This is a genomic window from Pseudomonas trivialis (genome assembly GCF_036864995.1).
Lineage (GTDB): Bacteria > Pseudomonadota > Gammaproteobacteria > Pseudomonadales > Pseudomonadaceae > Aquipseudomonas > Aquipseudomonas trivialis.
In genome coordinates, this window is the sequence record NZ_CP142151.1 from 1,546,757 (window position 1) to 1,564,309 (window position 17,553).

13 protein-coding genes are annotated in these 17,553 nt (G+C 62.2%); 8 read left to right on the plus strand and 5 right to left on the minus strand.

Annotated features, from left to right (window positions below; genetic code table 11):
• Positions 1-975, plus strand: a complete 975-nt coding sequence (gene cysK / locus VRB54_RS06900) for a cysteine synthase A (RefSeq protein WP_338480084.1) — start codon at positions 1-3, stop codon at positions 973-975.
• 144 nt (positions 976-1,119) lie between these two features.
• Positions 1,120-2,058, plus strand: coding sequence for an aspartyl/asparaginyl beta-hydroxylase domain-containing protein (locus VRB54_RS06905; RefSeq protein ID WP_338480085.1), 939 nt, complete (start codon positions 1,120-1,122; stop codon positions 2,056-2,058).
• A gap of 498 nt (positions 2,059-2,556) precedes the next feature.
• Here the strand turns inward: VRB54_RS06905 and acnA are convergent, their stop codons facing one another.
• Complete coding sequence (gene acnA / locus VRB54_RS06910) at positions 2,557-5,298, minus strand: aconitate hydratase AcnA (protein ID WP_338480086.1); 2,742 nt, start codon at positions 5,296-5,298, stop codon at positions 2,557-2,559.
• A 189-nt stretch (positions 5,299-5,487) separates the two neighbouring features.
• Between acnA and rlmM the strand changes: the two genes are divergently transcribed.
• Together rlmM and tusA are read left to right on the plus strand one after the other, a co-directional pair.
• Positions 5,488-6,564, plus strand: coding sequence for a 23S rRNA (cytidine(2498)-2'-O)-methyltransferase RlmM (gene rlmM / locus VRB54_RS06915; protein WP_338480088.1), 1,077 nt, complete (start codon positions 5,488-5,490; stop codon positions 6,562-6,564).
• 125 nt (positions 6,565-6,689) lie between these two features.
• Complete coding sequence (tusA, locus tag VRB54_RS06920) at positions 6,690-6,932, plus strand: sulfurtransferase TusA (protein WP_003234025.1); 243 nt, start codon at positions 6,690-6,692, stop codon at positions 6,930-6,932.
• Here tusA and VRB54_RS06925 read toward each other — a convergent pair.
• Entirely contained in the window at positions 6,929-8,323 is a 1,395-nt protein-coding gene (locus VRB54_RS06925; protein WP_338480089.1) for an MATE family efflux transporter, read from the minus strand. The genes tusA and VRB54_RS06925 overlap by 4 nt on opposite strands.
• A 180-nt stretch (positions 8,324-8,503) precedes the next feature.
• Between VRB54_RS06925 and pdxB the strand changes: the two genes are divergently transcribed.
• The gene (pdxB, locus tag VRB54_RS06930; protein ID WP_338480090.1) at positions 8,504-9,646 is read left to right on the plus strand and encodes a 4-phosphoerythronate dehydrogenase PdxB; all 1,143 of its coding nucleotides are present in this window, start codon (positions 8,504-8,506) and stop codon (positions 9,644-9,646) included.
• A 57-nt stretch (positions 9,647-9,703) separates the two neighbouring features.
• Here pdxB and VRB54_RS06935 read toward each other — a convergent pair whose 3' ends face one another.
• On the minus strand, positions 9,704-9,871 hold the full coding sequence (locus VRB54_RS06935; protein ID WP_003234031.1) for a PA1571 family protein: 168 nt from the start codon (positions 9,869-9,871) through the stop codon (positions 9,704-9,706).
• 243 nt (positions 9,872-10,114) lie between these two features.
• Between VRB54_RS06935 and VRB54_RS06940 the strand changes: the two genes are divergently transcribed.
• Positions 10,115-11,872 carry an ABC transporter transmembrane domain-containing protein gene (locus tag VRB54_RS06940; protein WP_338480092.1) on the plus strand — a complete coding sequence of 586 codons (1,758 nt, stop codon included), beginning with the start codon at positions 10,115-10,117 and terminating at the stop codon, positions 11,870-11,872.
• Positions 11,873-11,958: 86 nt separating this feature from the next.
• Here VRB54_RS06940 and VRB54_RS06945 read toward each other — a convergent pair whose 3' ends face one another.
• On the minus strand, positions 11,959-13,887 hold the full coding sequence (locus VRB54_RS06945; protein ID WP_338480093.1) for a transglycosylase SLT domain-containing protein: 1,929 nt from the start codon (positions 13,885-13,887) through the stop codon (positions 11,959-11,961).
• Positions 13,888-14,100: 213 nt separating this feature from the next.
• Between VRB54_RS06945 and VRB54_RS06950 the strand changes: the two genes are divergently transcribed.
• Positions 14,101-16,023 (plus strand): ATP-binding cassette domain-containing protein, encoded by a 1,923-nt coding sequence (locus VRB54_RS06950; RefSeq protein WP_338480095.1) that lies wholly within the window; start codon positions 14,101-14,103, stop codon positions 16,021-16,023.
• Between the two features lie 210 nt (positions 16,024-16,233).
• Here VRB54_RS06950 and VRB54_RS06955 read toward each other — a convergent pair whose 3' ends face one another.
• Positions 16,234-16,674, minus strand: a complete 441-nt coding sequence (locus VRB54_RS06955) for a universal stress protein (protein ID WP_338480096.1) — start codon at positions 16,672-16,674, stop codon at positions 16,234-16,236.
• 106 nt (positions 16,675-16,780) lie between these two features.
• On the opposite strand from VRB54_RS06955, the gene VRB54_RS06960 reads away from it, so the two are divergent.
• Positions 16,781-17,218 (plus strand): hypothetical protein, encoded by a 438-nt coding sequence (locus tag VRB54_RS06960; protein ID WP_338480097.1) that lies wholly within the window; start codon positions 16,781-16,783, stop codon positions 17,216-17,218.
• The last annotated feature ends 335 nt before the right edge of the window (positions 17,219-17,553 follow it).

The window sequence follows — 17,553 nt, forward strand, 5'->3', positions numbered from 1 at the left end:
ATGAGCCGCATTTTTGCAGATAACGCGCACTCCATCGGTAACACGCCTCTTGTTCAGATCAACCGCATTGCGCCGCGCGGCGTGACCATCCTGGCGAAGATCGAGGGGCGCAACCCGGGCTATTCGGTGAAGTGCCGCATTGGTGCCAACATGATCTGGGACGCCGAAGGCAGCGGCAAACTCAAGCCGGGCATGACCATTGTCGAACCCACCTCCGGCAACACCGGTATTGGTCTGGCCTTCGTCGCTGCTGCCCGTGGCTACAAACTGCTGCTGACCATGCCGGCGTCCATGAGCATTGAGCGGCGCAAGGTGCTCAAGGCCCTGGGCGCCGAACTGGTGCTGACCGAACCGGCCAAAGGCATGAAAGGTGCCATCGACAAGGCCGCTGAAATCGTCGCCGGCGACCCGGTCACCTACTTCATGCCGGCCCAGTTCGAAAACCCGGCCAACCCTGCCATTCACGAAAAAACCACCGGCCCGGAAATCTGGAACGACACCGACGGCGCGGTGGACGTGCTGGTGGCGGGTGTGGGTACCGGCGGCACCATCACCGGTGTGTCGCGCTACATCAAGCACACGGCGGGCAAGCCGATCCTGTCGGTGGCGGTCGAACCGATGGCGTCGCCGGTGATCACCCAGGCGCTGGCCGGTGAGGAGATCAAGCCGAGCCCGCACAAGATCCAGGGGATCGGCGCCGGTTTCGTGCCCAAAAACCTCGACCTGTCGATGGTTGACCGCGTGGAGCTGGTGACCGACGACGAGTCCAAGGCCATGGCTCGGCGCCTGATGCAGGAGGAGGGCATCCTCTGCGGTATCTCCTGTGGCGCGGCGATGGCGGTGGCCGTGCGTCTGGCCGAGAAACCGGAGATGCAGGGCAAGACCATCGTGGTGATCCTGCCGGACTCCGGTGAGCGTTACCTGTCGAGCATGTTGTTCAGCGATTTGTTCACCGATCAGGAAAACCAGGCGTGATGCTCACCACAACTGCCGGCTGATCGCCGGGTTTGATTTGTGTCAGCTGGTCAGCCGGGGCCTTCTGCATACTGGCCCAAATGTTTATCATGGCCGGCTGCTACGTCTGCTGTTGGCCAGGCGCTTATTTTCAGGAGTTGCTGCATGACCTTTTCTTTGGCCGCCAAGTTGTCGGTGCTGCTGCTGTTTATCGGCAGTACGCTGTATGTGCACCTGCGTGGCAAGGCCCGTTTGCCGATGTTGCGCCAGTTTGTTAACCATTCGGCGCTGTTTGCTCCGTATAACGCCTTGATGTACCTGTTCTCCGCGGTACCGTCCAAACCTTACCTGGACCGCAGCAAGTTCCCGGAGCTGGACGTGCTCAAGGACAACTGGGAAGTGATCCGCGAAGAGGCCATGCACCTGTTCGACGAGGGTTACATCCGCGCCGCCGAAAAGAACAACGACGCTGGTTTCGGTTCGTTCTTCAAGAAGGGCTGGAAGCGTTTCTACCTCAAGTGGTACGACAAACCGCTGCCGTCGGCCGAGGCCCTGTGTCCGAAGACCGTGGCGCTGGTGAGCAGCATCCCCAACGTCAAGGGCGCGATGTTCGCGCTGTTGCCGGGCGGCAGCCACCTCAACCCGCACCGCGATCCGTTTGCCGGGTCCTTGCGTTATCACTTGGGGCTGTCCACGCCCAACTCCGACGACTGCCGCATCTTTGTCGACGGCCAGGTTTACGCCTGGCGCGATGGGGAAGATGTGATGTTCGACGAAACCTATGTGCACTGGGTGAAGAACGAAACCGAGCAGACTCGGGTGATTCTGTTCTGCGATATTGAACGTCCGCTGAGCAACCGCCTGATGACCCGTCTCAACCGTTGGGTCAGCAAGCAGCTGGGGCGCGCGACTGCGCCGCAGAATCTGGATGATGAGCGGGTGGGTGGGATTAACCAGGCTTATGCGTGGAGCAAGACGTTCAGCGACAGGTTCAGCGGTCGGGTTAAACAGTTCAAGCGCAAGTATCCCAAGGTTTACCGGATTGCGCGGCCGGTGTTGGCGGTGGTGGTGTTGGTGTTGTTGTGGAAGTGGTTGTTTGGCTGATTTGGGATAGGGTTAGAACTGGGGGATGGGGGTGCTTCTGGTGTACATATCCGTTGCTGCGGTAACGGCTAATTAGGGTTCCGCCCTTACGGCGGGTCACTTTTGGAAAAGAGCCCGGAATGCCGGCCCAGCCAAAAGTAACCAAAACGGCTCTTGCCCCACCACTCGGCACCTCGCTAAGGCTCGGTGTGCCCGAACGCAGGCTTGAATCCGTGGGCCGCCGCGATGGGCCATCCTTGGCCCAGCGCGGCTAACCCGGCGTCCTGCCGGGTTACCCACGGATTCAAGCCTGCGTTCGGCCAGCGTGGTTGACGGGGCGCCCAAGATCAAGATCAAGATCAAAAGCCAAAGCAAAGCGGTGTGATATCTATCAGACAAATGGAGATCAAATGTGGGAGGGGGCTTGCTCTCGATGGCAGTGGGTCAGCTACAAATAAGCTGACTGACCCACCCTCATCGGGAGCAAGCCCCCTCCCACCTTTGCATCTCCAGTGTTGCTTATGAGGCGATCAACTGGCGCAGCACGTAGTGCAGGATGCCACCGGCCTTGAAGTATTCCACTTCATTGAGCGTATCTATCCGGCACAGCACTTCGACCTTCTCGCTGCTGCCATCCTCCCGCGTAATCACCAGCGTCAGGTTCATGCGCGGTACGATCTCCACGTCGGTGAGGCCGAGGATGTCGATGTTCTCCTTGCCGGTGAGTTTGAGCGATTTGCGGTTCTGATCCAGCTTGAACTGCAACGGCAACACGCCCATGCCCACCAGGTTGGAGCGGTGAATCCGTTCGAAGCTTTCGGCAATGACTGCCTTGACGCCCAGCAGGTTGGTGCCCTTGGCCGCCCAGTCGCGGCTGGAGCCGGTGCCGTATTCCTGGCCGGCGATCACTACCAGCGGCGTGCCTGCGGCCTGGTATTTCATCGCTGCGTCGTAGATCGCCATGCGCTCGCCAGTGGGGATGTACAGCGTATTGCCGCCTTCTTCGCCGCCGAGCATTTCATTGCGGATGCGGATATTGGCAAAGGTGCCGCGCATCATCACTTCATGGTTGCCCCGGCGTGAGCCGTAGGAGTTGAAGTCGCGCGGTTGAACGCCTTGTTCTTGCAGGTAGCGCCCGGCGGGGCTGTCGACCTTGATGTTGCCGGCAGGGGAGATGTGGTCCGTGGTCACCGAGTCGCCCAGCAGCGCCAGCACGTTGGCGCCCGTGACGTCCTTGATCACCGGCAGGGGGCCGGCAATATCGTCGAAGAACGGCGGGTGCTGAATATAGGTGGAGTCCTGCTGCCACACGTAGGTAGCGGCCTGGGGCACTTCGATTGCCTGCCATTGCTCGTCACCGGCAAACACTTCGGCGTATTCCTTGTGGAACATGCCCGTGGTGACTTGCGCCACGGCGTCGGCGATCTCTTTGCTGCTCGGCCAGATGTCTTTGAGGTACACCGGATTGCCGTCCTTATCGTTACCCAGCGGCTCGCTGCTGATATCGATACGCACGGTGCCGGCCAGTGCATAGGCCACCACCAGCGGCGGCGAGGCCAGCCAGTTGGTTTTCACCAGCGGGTGCACGCGGCCCTCGAAGTTGCGATTGCCGGACAGCACCGAGGCCACGGCGAGGTCGGCGGTCTGGATGGCTTTTTCAATCGGCTCGGGCAGCGGCCCGGAGTTGCCGATGCAGGTGGTGCAGCCATAGCCCACCAGGTCGAAACCGAGTTTATCCAGGTACTGGGTGAGGCCTGCGGCGTTGTAATAGTCGGTGACCACCTTGGAGCCCGGTGCCAGTGAGGTCTTGACCCACGGCTTGCGGGTCAGGCCCTTTTCCACGGCCTTTTTCGCCACCAGCCCGGCAGCCATCATCACGCTGGGGTTGGAGGTGTTGGTGCAGGACGTGATGGCGGCGATCACCACCGCGCCGTTCTTCAGGCGATAGGTGTTGCCTTCGTATTCGTAGTCGGCCTCGCCCACCAGGTCTGCATTGCCCACGGCCACGCCACCGCCGCCTTCGCTTTCCAGGCGGCCTTCTTCCTTGTTGGTCGGCTTGAATTGCAGGTCGAGAAAATCGCTGAACGCCTGGCCCACATTCGGCAGCGCCACGCGGTCCTGTGGGCGCTTTGGCCCGGCCAGGCTGGCTTCGACGCTGCCCATGTCCAGCGCCAGGCTGTCGGTGAACACCGGCTCCTGCCCCGCGTTGCGCCACAGGCCCTGGGCCTTGGTGTAGGCCTCTACCAGTTTCACGGTTTCGCTGGGGCGACCGGACAGGCGCAAGTAGTCCAGCGTCACGTCGTCCACCGGGAAAAACCCGCAGGTGGCGCCGTATTCCGGGGCCATGTTGGCGATGGTGGCGCGGTCGGCCAGCGGCAGGTCAGCCAGGCCATCGCCGTAGAACTCGACGAATTTACCCACCACGCCTTTTTTGCGCAGCATCTGGGTGACGGTCAGCACCAGGTCGGTGGCGGTGATACCTTCTTTCAATTTGCCGGTGAGCTTGAAGCCGATCACTTCCGGGATCAGCATCGACACCGGCTGGCCGAGCATGGCCGCTTCCGCTTCGATACCGCCCACGCCCCAGCCGAGCACGCCCAGGCCGTTGATCATGGTGGTGTGGGAGTCGGTGCCCACCAGGGTGTCGGGGAACGCATAGGTGCGGCCGTCTTCGTCTTTGGTCCACACGGTGCGGCCCAGGTATTCGAGGTTGACCTGGTGGCAGATGCCGGTGCCCGGCGGCACCACGCTGAAGTTGTCGAAGGCGCTCTGGCCCCAGCGCAGGAAGGCGTAGCGTTCGCCGTTGCGCTGCATCTCGATGTCGACGTTCTGCTCGAAGGCGTCGGCGTTGCCGAACTTGTCGACCATCACCGAGTGGTCAATGACCAGGTCCACGGGGGACAGCGGGTTGATGCGCTGCGGGTCGCCACCGGCCTTGGCCACGGCGGCGCGCATGGCGGCGAGGTCGACCACGGCAGGTACGCCGGTAAAGTCCTGCATCAGGACGCGGGCGGGGCGGTACTGGATCTCGCGGTCGGACTGGCGCTCTTTGAGCCAGGCGGCGATGGCCTTGAGGTCGGCGCCGGTGACGGTCTTGTCGTCTTCCCAGCGCAGCAGGTTTTCCAGCAGCACTTTGAGCGACATCGGCAGCTTGTCCAGGTCGCCCAGGCTCTTGGCGGCTTCGGGCAGGCTGAAATAGTGGTAGGTCTTGTTGTCGATTTCCAGGGTCTTAAGGGTTCTCAGGCTATCAAGGGATGACATGACACGACTCCTTATGGTCCGCACGGCTACGGACCTGGCGGGACGAACAGAGCGTTTAACTTAGCCCTGTTTTGAGTAGCAGGCTAATAACTGGACTGCCGGGTGAAGTCCAAGGTTCCGAACTCGGCTATCATGCGCGCGTTTTCATGACAGGCCTTGCACGACAGCAAGCCGGTGCCAGGAGATTCAATGAACACCCTTTTTATGCACTGCCGTCCGGGTTTCGAGGGCGAAGTCTGCTCCGAGATCGCCGAGCACGCCGCGCGCCTTAACGTTTCCGGTTACGCCAAGGCCAAGACCGGCAGCGCCTGCGCCGAGTTCGTCTGCACCGAGGAAGACGGCGCCCAGCGCCTGATGCACGGCCAGCGCTTCGCCGAATTGATCTTCCCCCGGCAGTGGGCGCGCGGGGTGTTCATCGACCTGCCGGAAACCGACCGCATCAGCGTGATCCTCGCTCACCTGCATCCATTCCCGGTGTGCGGCAGCCTGTGGCTGGAGATGGTCGACACCAACGACGGCAAGGAGCTGTCGAACTTCTGCAAGAAATTCGAAGTGCACCTGCGCAAGGCCCTGCTCAATGCCGGCAAGCTGGTGGACGACCCGAGCAAGCCGCGCCTGCTGCTGACCTTCAAGAGTGGCCGCGAAGTGTTCATGGGCCTGGCCGAGTCGAACAACTCGGCGATGTGGCCGATGGGCATCCCGCGCCTGAAATTCCCGCGTGACGCGCCCAGCCGCTCGACTCTGAAGCTGGAAGAGGCCTGGCATCACTTTATCCCCCGCGACCAGTGGGACGAGCGCCTGCACGGCGACATGACCGGCGTCGACCTCGGCGCCGCGCCCGGCGGCTGGACCTGGCAACTGGTCAACCGGGGCATGCTGGTGACCGCCATCGACAACGGCCCCATGGCCGAAAGCCTGATGGACACGGGCCTGGTGCAGCACTTGATGGCCGACGGTTTCACCTTCGTGCCAAAACAACCGGTGGACTGGATGGTGTGTGACATCGTCGAGAAACCGGCGCGCAATGCCGCGCTGCTGGAAACCTGGATCGGCGAGGGCCATTGCCGCGAGGCGGTGGTGAACCTGAAGCTGCCGATGAAGCAGCGTTATGCCGAGGCCAAACGCCTGCTGGAGCGGATCGAAGAGGGCTTCAAGGCGCGCGGTATTCGGGTGGAGATTGGCTGCAAGCAGCTGTATCACGACCGGGAGGAGGTGACCTGCCACCTGCGTCGGCTGGAGTCTGTAAAGAAACCCAAGAGACACTGACCGCCCCTGTGGGAGCGGGCTTGCCCGCGATAGCGGTATAACTGTCGAAATTATGTTGAATGTGCCCCCGTCATCGCGGGCAAGCCCGCTCCCACACTGGAGCGGGTGTGTTTCAGGAGTGATGTATGAGTGAATTACCCATTGACGGCACCCTCGACGCCACCGGCCTCAACTGCCCGGAGCCGGTGATGATGCTGCACCAGCACATCCGTGACCTGGCGCCTGGCGGCCTGCTCAAGGTGATCGCGACCGACCCTTCCACCCGTCGCGATATTCCCAAGTTCTGTGTGTTCCTGGACCACGAGCTGGTTGAACAGAAAGAAGAGGCCGGCACCTACCTGTACTGGATTCGCAAGAAAGCCGATTAAACCCGCGCCTTACCTGCGTGAATACGCCGGCGTGCACTGCGCGCCAGGCGCACCAGCAACATGCCTGCGGCGCAACTCAAGCCGACGATCAGGCCTTGCCACAAGCCGCTCGGGCCGCTGGCTGCGCCCAGCCAGTCGGTGAGTCCCAGGGCGTAGCCCACCGGCAGGCCCACGCCCCAATAGGCGAACAAGGTCAGCACCATGGTCACCCGGGTGTCCTGGTAACCGCGCAACGCACCGGCGGCGGTGACCTGGATCGAGTCCGAAAACTGGAACAGCGCGGAAAACACGATCAGCGTCGAGGCGAGGTGGATCACCACCGGGTCCGGCGTATAGATCGCCGCGATCTGCTCGCGAAACAGCAGCATCAGGCTGCAGGACAGGCAGGCATAGGCCAGCGCCGTGCCCATGCCGACCCCGGCGGCAAAGCGCGCCTCACGGGGTTCGCCACGGCCCAGGGCCTGGCCGACGCGCACGGTCACGGCCATGCTCAGGGAATAGGGAATCATGAACACCAGCGAGCTGACGTTCAGCGCGATCTGATGGCCCGACACCACGGTGGCGCCAAGGCTGCCGAGCAGCAGGGCGATCACGGCAAAAATGCTCGACTCGGCAAAGATCGCCACGCCAATCGGCAGGCCAATGCCCAGCACGCGTTTGATCACCGCCCATTGCGGCCAGTCGAAACGCTTGAACAGTTCGCTGCTCTGGTAGGCCGGGCCCCAGCGAGTCCAAAAGGCCAGGCCGAGCATCATCACCCACATTGCAATCGCCGTGGCCCAGCCGCAGCCCACGCCGCCCATGGCCGGCATGCCGAAGTGGCCGTAAATGAAGATGTAGTTCAGCGGAATGTTCAGCGCCAGGCCGCACAGGCCCATGACCATGCTCGGCCGGGTGCGGCCCAGGCCGTCACTGAAACAGCGCAGCACGTAATACAGCGCAATCGCCGGCATGCCGGCGGCGATGCCATGCAGGTAGCCCATGGACGGCGCGATCAGGTCGGGCTCGACCTTCATCGCCTGCAGCACCGGCTCGGCGCACAGCAGTAACAGCGCGCCGCACAGACCGACCACCACCGCCAGCCACAGGGACTGACGCACCAGCGGCCCGATCTCGCTGAACTGGCCCGCGCCGTAACGCTGGGCGACTTTGGGCGTGGTGGCCAGCAGGGTGCCGGTCATCAGCAGGTACACCGGAATCCAGATCGAGTTGCCCAGGCCCACCGCCGCCAGGTCCTGAGGGCTGACCCGCCCGGCCATCACCGCGTCGACGAAGCTCATCGCGGTTGTGGCCAGTTGACCGATCATGATCGGCAGGGCAAGCGTCAGCAGGCCGCGCACTTCCCGGCGGATGCGGGCGGGGCGGGTGAGGGGGGCGGTGGCAGTGTTCACGTACAGATGTCCAATCAAAGGCAAAGCGCAAGGACCGCGGATTCTACGCGTTGACGCAATGGTCAGGAAAAAACCTGTGTTGGGGATTTGTAAACGGCGTCGGCCTGATGTGGGAGGGGTTCTTCAGTGTGAGTCAGATCGCAAGGCTGTACACTGCCGTTCCGCCAAAGGAGCCCCGCCATGCTGATTGTTGCCGACGAGAATATTCCGCTGCTCGATGAATTTTTCCAGGGCTTTGGTGAGATTCGCCGCGTGCCCGGCCGCGCCATCGACCGCGCCACGGTCGAGCAGGCCGACGTGCTGCTGGTACGCTCGGTGACTAACGTCAATCGGGCCTTGCTCGAGGGCAGCAACGTCAAGTTCGTCGGCACATGCACTATAGGCACCGATCACCTGGACCTCGACTACTTCCAGCAGGCCGGCATTCACTGGTCCAGCGCCCCCGGTTGCAACGCGCGCGGCGTGGTGGACTACGTGCTCGGCAGCCTGCAGACCCTGGCTGAAATCGAAGGCGCCGACCTCGCCCAGCGCACCTACGGCATCGTCGGTGCCGGTGAAGTGGGCGGCCGGCTGCTCAAGGTGCTCAAGGGGCTGGGCTGGAACGTGCTGGTGTGCGACCCGCCACGGCAGATCGCTGAAGACGCAGACTACGTGAGCCTGGACCAGATCATCGAGCAGTGCGATGTGATCAGCCTGCACACGCCGCTGATCAAGTCCGGCAATGGTGCAACCTGGCGCCTGTTCGATCGCGAGCGTCTGCGGCAGCTCAAACCCGGCACCTGGCTGATCAACGCCAGCCGCGGCCCCGTGGTGCACAACGCCGCCCTGCGCGAGGTGCTGCTGGAGCGTGAAGACCTGCAGGCCGTGCTGGATGTGTGGGAGGGTGAACCGGAAGTGGACGTCGACCTGGCCGACCTCTGTGTACTGGCGACGCCGCATATCGCCGGCTACAGCCTGGACGGCAAGCAGCGCGGTACGGCGCAGATCTATCAGGCGTTGTGCGCATACCTTGGCCAGGCGCCCGGCATTGCTCTGAGTGACCTGCTGCCGCAGCCGTGGTTGGCCCAGGTGCAGTTGAATGCATCCACCGACCCGGCCTGGGCACTGGCCACGCTGTGCCGCAGCGTGTACGACCCGCGCCGCGATGATGCGGATTTCCGCCGCAGCCTGGTGGGAACCGTGCAGGAGCAGCGCAAGGCCTTCGACCTGCTGCGCAAGCATTACCCCGAGCGCCGTGAAATCGATGGCTTGAAGGTGCGGATCAATGGCGAGTCGCCGGTGCTGTCGAACATCGCGCGCGCGTTGGGCGCAGAGGTCGTTTAAGCGCCCATAAAAAAACCGGCCATCAAGGCCGGGTTTACGAAAGCTCTGGCGCTCGCCTCATTGGGCAGGCTTGACCAATCGCTGCTCCAGTTCGCTGCAGGCTTGCTGGATCATCTCTTCGGTAATCTGTACTTCGCGGCCCTTGGCGTCGATATACGAGCAAGGCAACTGCTGCGGTTGACGGATCACTTCAATCTTGGCATCACTGCTGTTTTGCAAGGTCATGGCCTGTCTCCTCATCAGGTTGTGTCCCTATTCTAAAACCCCCGCGTGACCGCGCTGTGACAACTCCCTGCACGCTCACCGGTTCGAACGACAAGTGCACCAGAAACCGCCATGGATTTCCAGTCGCGCGTTAGACCGATAGCCTCTAGGAGCCTGGGTCGCTGGGCATAATTAACCTGACTCATTGTTATTCGCCCAAGTTCCCCCAATGTTGAGTACAGGTTCCCCATCGGTAATGCCTTTATGTTCTCAGTCCGTCAACGCCGCGCGATTCGCCTGGCCAGTCGCTTTATCGCGCCCTATCGCTGGCAGGCGCTCGGTGCCTTGCTGGCGCTGATCGTTACCGCCGGCATCACCTTGTCCATGGGGCAGGGTATTCGCCTGTTGGTGGACCAGGGCTTCATGACGCAATCCCCACACCTGCTCAATCAGTCCATCGGCCTGTTCATGCTGCTGGTGCTGGGCCTGGCGGTGGGCACGTTTGCGCGGTTCTACCTGGTGTCGTGGATCGGCGAGCGGGTGGTGGCAGACATTCGCCGGCAGGTGTTCAACCACTTGATCTACCTGCACCCAGGCTTCTACGAGAACAACCGCAGCTCGGAAATCCAGTCGCGCCTGACCACCGACACCACCTTGCTGCAATCGGTGATTGGCTCGTCGCTCTCGCTGTTTTTGCGCAATGCGCTGATGGTCATCGGTGGCATCGTGCTGCTGTTTGTCACCAACCCCAAGCTCACCAGCATCGTGGTGGTGGCGCTGCCGCTGGTGCTGGCGCCGATTCTGATTTTCGGGCGTCGCGTGCGCAGCCTCTCGCGGCAGAGCCAGGACCGCATTGCCGATGTGGGCAGCTACGTGTCCGAGACCCTCAGCCAGATCAAGACGGTGCAGGCCTACAACCACCAGGTGCAGGACGAGCAGCGCTTCGCCGTGACCGTGGAAGAGGCTTTCGCCACCGCGCGCAAGCGCATCGCCCAGCGTGCCTGGCTGATTACCCTGGTGATCATGCTGGTGCTCGGCGCCGTGGGCGTGATGCTGTGGGTGGGCGGCATGGACGTGATCAACGGACGCATTTCCGGGGGTGAGCTGGCGGCGTTCGTGTTTTACAGCCTGATTGTCGGCAGCGCCGTCGGCACCCTGAGCGAAGTGCTCGGTGAGCTGCAGCGCGCCGCCGGTGCGGCTGAGCGCATCGGTGAATTGTTGCAGTCGAGCAACGAGATTAAAGCCCCGGTGGAGGGCACGGTGCGCTTGCCGGAGCGTGTCAGCGGGCGGATGGAATTGCAGGACCTGCGCTTTGCCTACCCGTCGCGCCCGGACACTTACGCCATCGACGGCTTGAGCCTGAGCATCAACCCCGGCGAAACCCTGGCACTGGTCGGCCCCTCCGGCGCGGGCAAGTCGACGCTGTTCGACCTGCTGCTGCGTTTCTACGACCCGCAGCACGGTCGCATTTCGCTTGAAGGCCACGCGCTGACCGAACTCGACCCTTTGGACCTGCGCCGCCACTTCGCGCTTGTTTCACAGAACCCGGCGCTGTTTTTTGGCAGCGTCGAAGACAATATTCGCTACGGCAATCCGTCTGCTACCCGCGAACAGGTTGAGGCCGCGGCGCGTATCGCCCATGCCCACGACTTCATCCTGCAAATGCCCGACGGCTACCAGACGCACCTGGGCGAAAGCGGCCTGGGCCTGTCCGGTGGCCAGCGCCAACGCCTGGCCATTGCCCGCGCGCTGCTGGTGGACGCACCGATCCTGCTGCTGGACGAAGCCACCAGCGCCCTCGACGCCCAGAGCGAACACCTGATCCAGCAGGCGCTGCCGCAACTGATGCAGGGCCGCACCACCCTGGTGATCGCGCATCGGCTGGCGACGGTAAAGAATGCGGACCGGATTGCGGTAATGGACCAGGGCAAGCTGGTGGCGGTGGGCACGCACCAGCAGTTGATTGCGAGCAATGCGCTGTACGCGCGGTTGGCGGCGTTGCAGTTCAGTGCGGACACGTAGTGCCACGCTTGTGGATACACTGAAAATCCAATGTGGGAGCCCCAAGCTTCAGGCAGCCACAATAAGCCCACTTTCACATTTGGCTATTACTGATCGTCGAAATAGCGCTCATGCCAATCCACCAGCGGCTGTGGCGAATTGAGCTTCTGCCCGTAGATCACCGAATAAGACAGCACGTTTTGCACATACTGACGGGTTTCGTCGAACGGGATGCTTTCCACCCACACGTCGAAACTCAGGTGGTCGGCACCGCGCAGCCACTGGCGTACGCGGCCGGGGCCGGCGTTGTAGGCGGCGGAGGCGAGCACGCGGTTGCCGTTGAACTGGCTGTGCACCTGGCTCAGGTAGGCGGCGCCGAGCTGGATGTTCTTGTCAGGGTCCAGCACCTGGGCCGGTGAGGCCAGGGGGATGCTGAATTTGCGCGCGGTCTCCTTGGCGGTGCCCGGCATCAGTTGCATCAGGCCGCTGGCGCCGACGCCGGAGCGCGCGTCGTCCATGAATGCGCTTTCCTGGCGGGTGATGGCGAACACCCAGCTCGAATGCAAGCCACGCACCTTGGCTTCACGCACCAGGGTGTCGCGGTGGGCCATGGGGAAGCGGATGTCCAGGTCATCCCAGTACTGCGCCTGGCTGATGGTGCGGATCGCCGGGAAGTACCACTTCATGTCGTAGGCCAGCCTGGCCTGGGCGACCATTTCATCGCGGTTGAAGTGACGGCTGACGTGATACCACTCGCGACGCCCGTCGACGATCTGGCCCCGCGCATAGAACTCCATTGCGCGGCGCACGCCCGGTGTATTGCGCACCTTGTTCATCAGCGCCTGGCTCATCACTAGCGGTTTGTTGGTGAGCTGGTACGGCGACTTGGAGCGGTCGGCGGCGAGGAAGCCGTAGAAATCCCGTTCCTTGGCGACGTTTTTGTACAGCACCATGGCTTGCGGATTTTTCGGCTCGGCCAGTTCCAGGCTGCGGGCCTGCCAGTAGCGCCAGCGGTTAGTGGTGGCCAGGTCCTGTGGCAGTTTGCGGGTGAGCTGGTAGGCCTCTTCCCAGCGTGCCAGGCGCAGCAGCAGGCGCAGGCGCCATTCGGATACCGTGTTGTCGCGCAGTTCGGGGTCGTACTGGGTCATCACGTCGAGGGCGCGCGGGTCATAGCGGCGGGCCAGGGTCAGGCCGATTTCGCGGGCGATCGACACTTTTTCGTCACGGGAAAAGTGCATGCTGCTGGCGTAGCCGTCGAGCAGGGCCATGGCCTTGTCCGGGTCCTGATGTGCCAAACGACGCAGGCCCAGGCCCACGGCATCGGACATGGCCTCGTTGGCCGGCAGGAAGCGTGACGGGTCGCTGAGCATGTCGGGCTTTTGCGCCACATCCACCATCAAGCGGCCTTGGGCGCCGAGGGTGGGCAGGGTTTTCACCAGGCTATTGGCCAGCGCGTAGTTGCGCGCCTCGGCGGCGAGCTTGGTGCGGTCCCAGATTTTCTGTTCGGTGAGCTGCCCGGCAGCTGCCCACTGGCCGAAGGTGACATCACAGGCGGCGGGTTGGGTTTTGCCGGTCATCCACAGCTTTTCGGCGGTCTTGTAGCCTTCGGCTTTCAGGTTGTGGGTGAGCTGGTATTGGCCGTGCAGGCAGTCCAGCTCAACGAAATTGAGCTTGGTGTCGTAGTACTTTTCAAAAGTCTGCCAGTCGCCACGTTCGGCGAGCCAGCGCAACCAACGTAGCTTCATCCAGTTGGCCTGGGGCAGGTCACCGTTCTTGGCGAGGAACTGCTCGATTTCCTCGTTGCTCGCGCTTTTAAGGCGCGCGGTCAGTTCGTCATAGGCCAGGTAGGGCGTCAGCGGATAGTCGGCCAGCGCCTGGCTGTATTGCATGTAGGGGCCAGTATCGCCCTTGGCCAGCGCACGTTTGGCTTCATCGTAGTATTGACGTTGGGTGGTGAGGTCCACGGCCTGGGCGGATTGGGCGGCGGTGGCGGAAAGAAGCAGACAGGATAAAAAGTTGAAAAGGCGACTGCGCATGAGACGTCCGTGCAGAGAAATCACGACTAGCACCGGCACCGCCGACACTGATTGCCCCTAGCTTAGCCTTTTGCCAGCGACCGGCGAAAGCTTTGCCGGGAGGTTCGTTCAAGTTCGACGGAAATGTCCTACAGAACGTGTCGACATCGAAAAAGCCGGCCGCATCCCACCCTCAACTCAGGTAGAATGCGCGCCCGGTTTTTGGAGAAGTGTATGACCCTGCTCAAATTCAGCGATGTGTCCCTTGCTTTCGGCGCTATGCCGTTGTTGGACAAGGTGTCCTGGCAGATCGCCCGTGGTGAGCGGGTGTGCATCATCGGCCGCAACGGCACCGGCAAGTCGAGCATGATGAAGCTGGTAAAGGGCGATCAGAAGCCCGATGACGGCTCTGTCTGGCGCGCTCCGGGCCTCAAGATCGGCGAATTGCCGCAGGAATTGCCGGTGGCCGACGGACGGACAGTGTTCGACGTGGTCGCCGAAGGCCTCGATGGCGTGGGCGAGTTGCTCGCGCAATACCATCACCTGGCGCAGAACTGCGTCACCGAAGAAGACCTGGACAAGCTGATGCATGTGCAGCAGGCGCTGGAAGCCCGTGACGGCTGGCGTTTGCAGCAACTGGTCGACAGCACCCTCAGCCGCCTGCAGTTGCCGGCCGACAAGACCCTCGCCGAGTTGTCCGGCGGCTGGCGTCGTCGCGTACTGCTGGCCCAGGCGCTGGTGTCCGAGCCGGATCTGCTGCTGCTCGACGAGCCGACCAACCACCTGGATATCGGCGCTATCGCCTGGCTTGAAGAAGCCATCAAGGACTTCCAGGGCGCCGTGCTGTTCATCACGCACGACCGGGCGTTCCTGCAGAGCCTGGCCACGCGCATCCTCGAGCTGGACCGTGGTGGTCTGATCGACTGGAACGGCGACTACGCCAGCTTCCTGGTGCACAAAGAGGCTGCGCTGTCCGCTGAAGAAACCGCCAACGCGCTGTTCGACAAGAAGCTGGCCCAGGAAGAAGTCTGGATCCGCCAGGGCATCAAGGCGCGCCGCACCCGTAACGAGGGCCGTGTGCGCGCACTCAAGGCCTTGCGTGTTGAGCGTGGTGAGCGTCGCGAGCGTACCGGCAAGGCCAATATCCAGCTGGACACCGCCGACAAGTCGGGCAAGCAGGTGATGGTGCTGGAGAACGTCAGCTTCCATCACCCGGGCGGTCCGTTGCTGATCAAGGACTTCTCCATGGTGCTGGCACGCGGCGACCGTATCGGTCTGCTGGGCGCCAACGGCACCGGCAAGACCACCTTGCTCAAGCTGATGCTCAATGGCCTGCAGCCGACCAGCGGCAAGGTGGAAGAGGGCACGCGTATCGACGTGGCCTACTTCGACCAGTTGCGCCACCAGTTGGACCTGGAAAAAACCGTGATCGACAACGTTGCCGAAGGCCGCGACTTTATCGACATCGACGGCCAGAGCCGCCACGTGCTGAGCTACCTCGGCGACTTCCTGTTCAGCCCCCAGCGTGCGCGCACGCCGGTCAAGGCGTTGTCTGGCGGTGAGCGTGCGCGCCTGTTGCTGGCCAAGCTGTTCAGCAAGCCGGCCAACCTGCTGGTGCTCGACGAACCGACCAACGACCTCGACGTGGAAACCCTCGAACTGCTGGAAGAAGTGCTGCTGACCTTCAACGGCACCGTGCTGATGGTCAGTCACGACCGGGCATTCCTCGACAACGTGGTCACCAGCACCCTGGTCTTCGAAGGTGAAGGCAAGGTGCGTGAATACGTCGGTGGTTATCAGGACTGGCTGCGCCAGGGCGGCTCGCCGCGTCTGCTGGGCGTGACCGAGAGCAAGTCCGGCAAGGCCGACCTGGCCTCCGCCGTGGTTGCACCGGTGGCGGCCGCACCTGCGCCCGCGCAGGACGCAGCGCCGGCGGCCAGGAAGAAGCTCAGCTACAAGCTGCAGCGCGAGCTGGAAGCCTTGCCGGGAGAGATCGAGGCCAAGGAGCAGCAGATCGCCGCAGTCGAAGCAGAAATGGCTGACGCGGGTTTCTACCTGCGTCCGGCGGCAGACACCGCCAAGGTCATCGCCTCCCTGGAGACGTTGAACCAGGAGCTGGAAGTGCTGGTTGAGCGTTGGGCCGAGCTGGATGCCTGATTGATCGGCAGGCACTAAAAAACCCGGTGTTCATCTGATGAATACCGGGTTTTTTATATGAAAGGCGATTCAAAATGTGGGAGGGGCGGTGCGACGATTAGACTTGCCCCCGATTAGGGAGTGTCAGTGGATACACCTGTAACTGACCCGCCGCCATCGGGGGCAAGTCGAATCGTCGCACCGCCCCTCCCACATTAGCCTCCATCGGTCTTACGAATTTTTTACCAGCTTGACGGCCAGTACATCGCACGGCGCGCCGTGCAGTACATCATTGGCAGTAGAGCCCAGCAACAACGCCAAACCGTGACGACCATGGCTACCCACCACGATCAAGTCGCAAGCCTTTTCCTTGGCCAAGTGGTGGATTTCCTGGCGCGGTTGGCCGTATGTCAGGTGGCAGTCTTCCTTTTTCAGGTGAGGGTATTTGAGAATCAAACGGTCCAGGCGCTCCTTGACCTGGTCAAATTGTTGTTGCTGCAACTGGGAAAGGTCCATCGGTACGTCACCGCCAAAGGCCATGGCCATGGGCTCGACGATATGCACCAGCGACAGTATGGCGCCATTGGCCAATGCAGATTCCTGCGCGCGCTTGATCACCGGATCGCACTCTTCGGTCAGATCGACAGCGACCAGAATATGTTTGTAGGGCATGAGGCGTTCCTCCAAGGGACTGCAATAACTTCAGTATGGCTGCTTTCAAGCGGATGCGGTTGCGTCAGATCAAATCCGCTCATCTGGAAATTCGGGGGTACTTCATATGACGGTCTGGATAGTGGTGTCAATCCTTCTGGTGGTTCTTAGCCCCCTGGCGTGGCTGCGCCCGTCGCGCCAGCAGAGCGGCCGCATGGCCCTGCGCATGGAGGCGCGACGCATCGGCCTGGCCATGCAACTGGCGCCGCAGGAATGGCCGCACTGGCTCAAACACGAGCCGCCTAGCCCCTGCGCGCAGTATTGCCGGCCACGACGCGGCACTGCGCCGGCGCTGTGGAGCTACTGGCAGCTGGAGCCCGGTGTATGGGTCAACCAGTGGCGCGAGGTGTGCGGGGACGAGGCTTTGCTGTCGCATTTTGCAACGCTGCCGGCCAATGTCTACAAGATCGAAGCGGACAAGCAGATGATCGCCGTTTACTGGGGCGAAAAGGGCGAGGCGAGTGTACTCAGAGACATCGACGCGCTGCTCAAGGCCTTGGCCTGAAAGCCGCGCAATAAAAAGCCCGACATTCATCATCGGGCTGGAGTTGGCCAGGCAGGCCGGTAATGCTGTTTGTCGCGTCGGATGTTCATCCTGGCGCAGTAAGGTACTCGCTAGCCTAGCGGGCTTACCCATTCTGTACAGCCCTTTTCATGATCCCGGCATTATTGATTCAGTGAATAATTGAATATTTCCTCTAGGCGGGGCTAGGGTTGTGGTTCCTGAAATGACTGGAAAGTCGCGTTTTCCCTAGCCTTTGGAGCGATTGACAATTGCCTGGAATTGGATGAAGGTGGCGTACCCAAATCAAACGGGCGTATGAATTGAGCGTTTGTCTG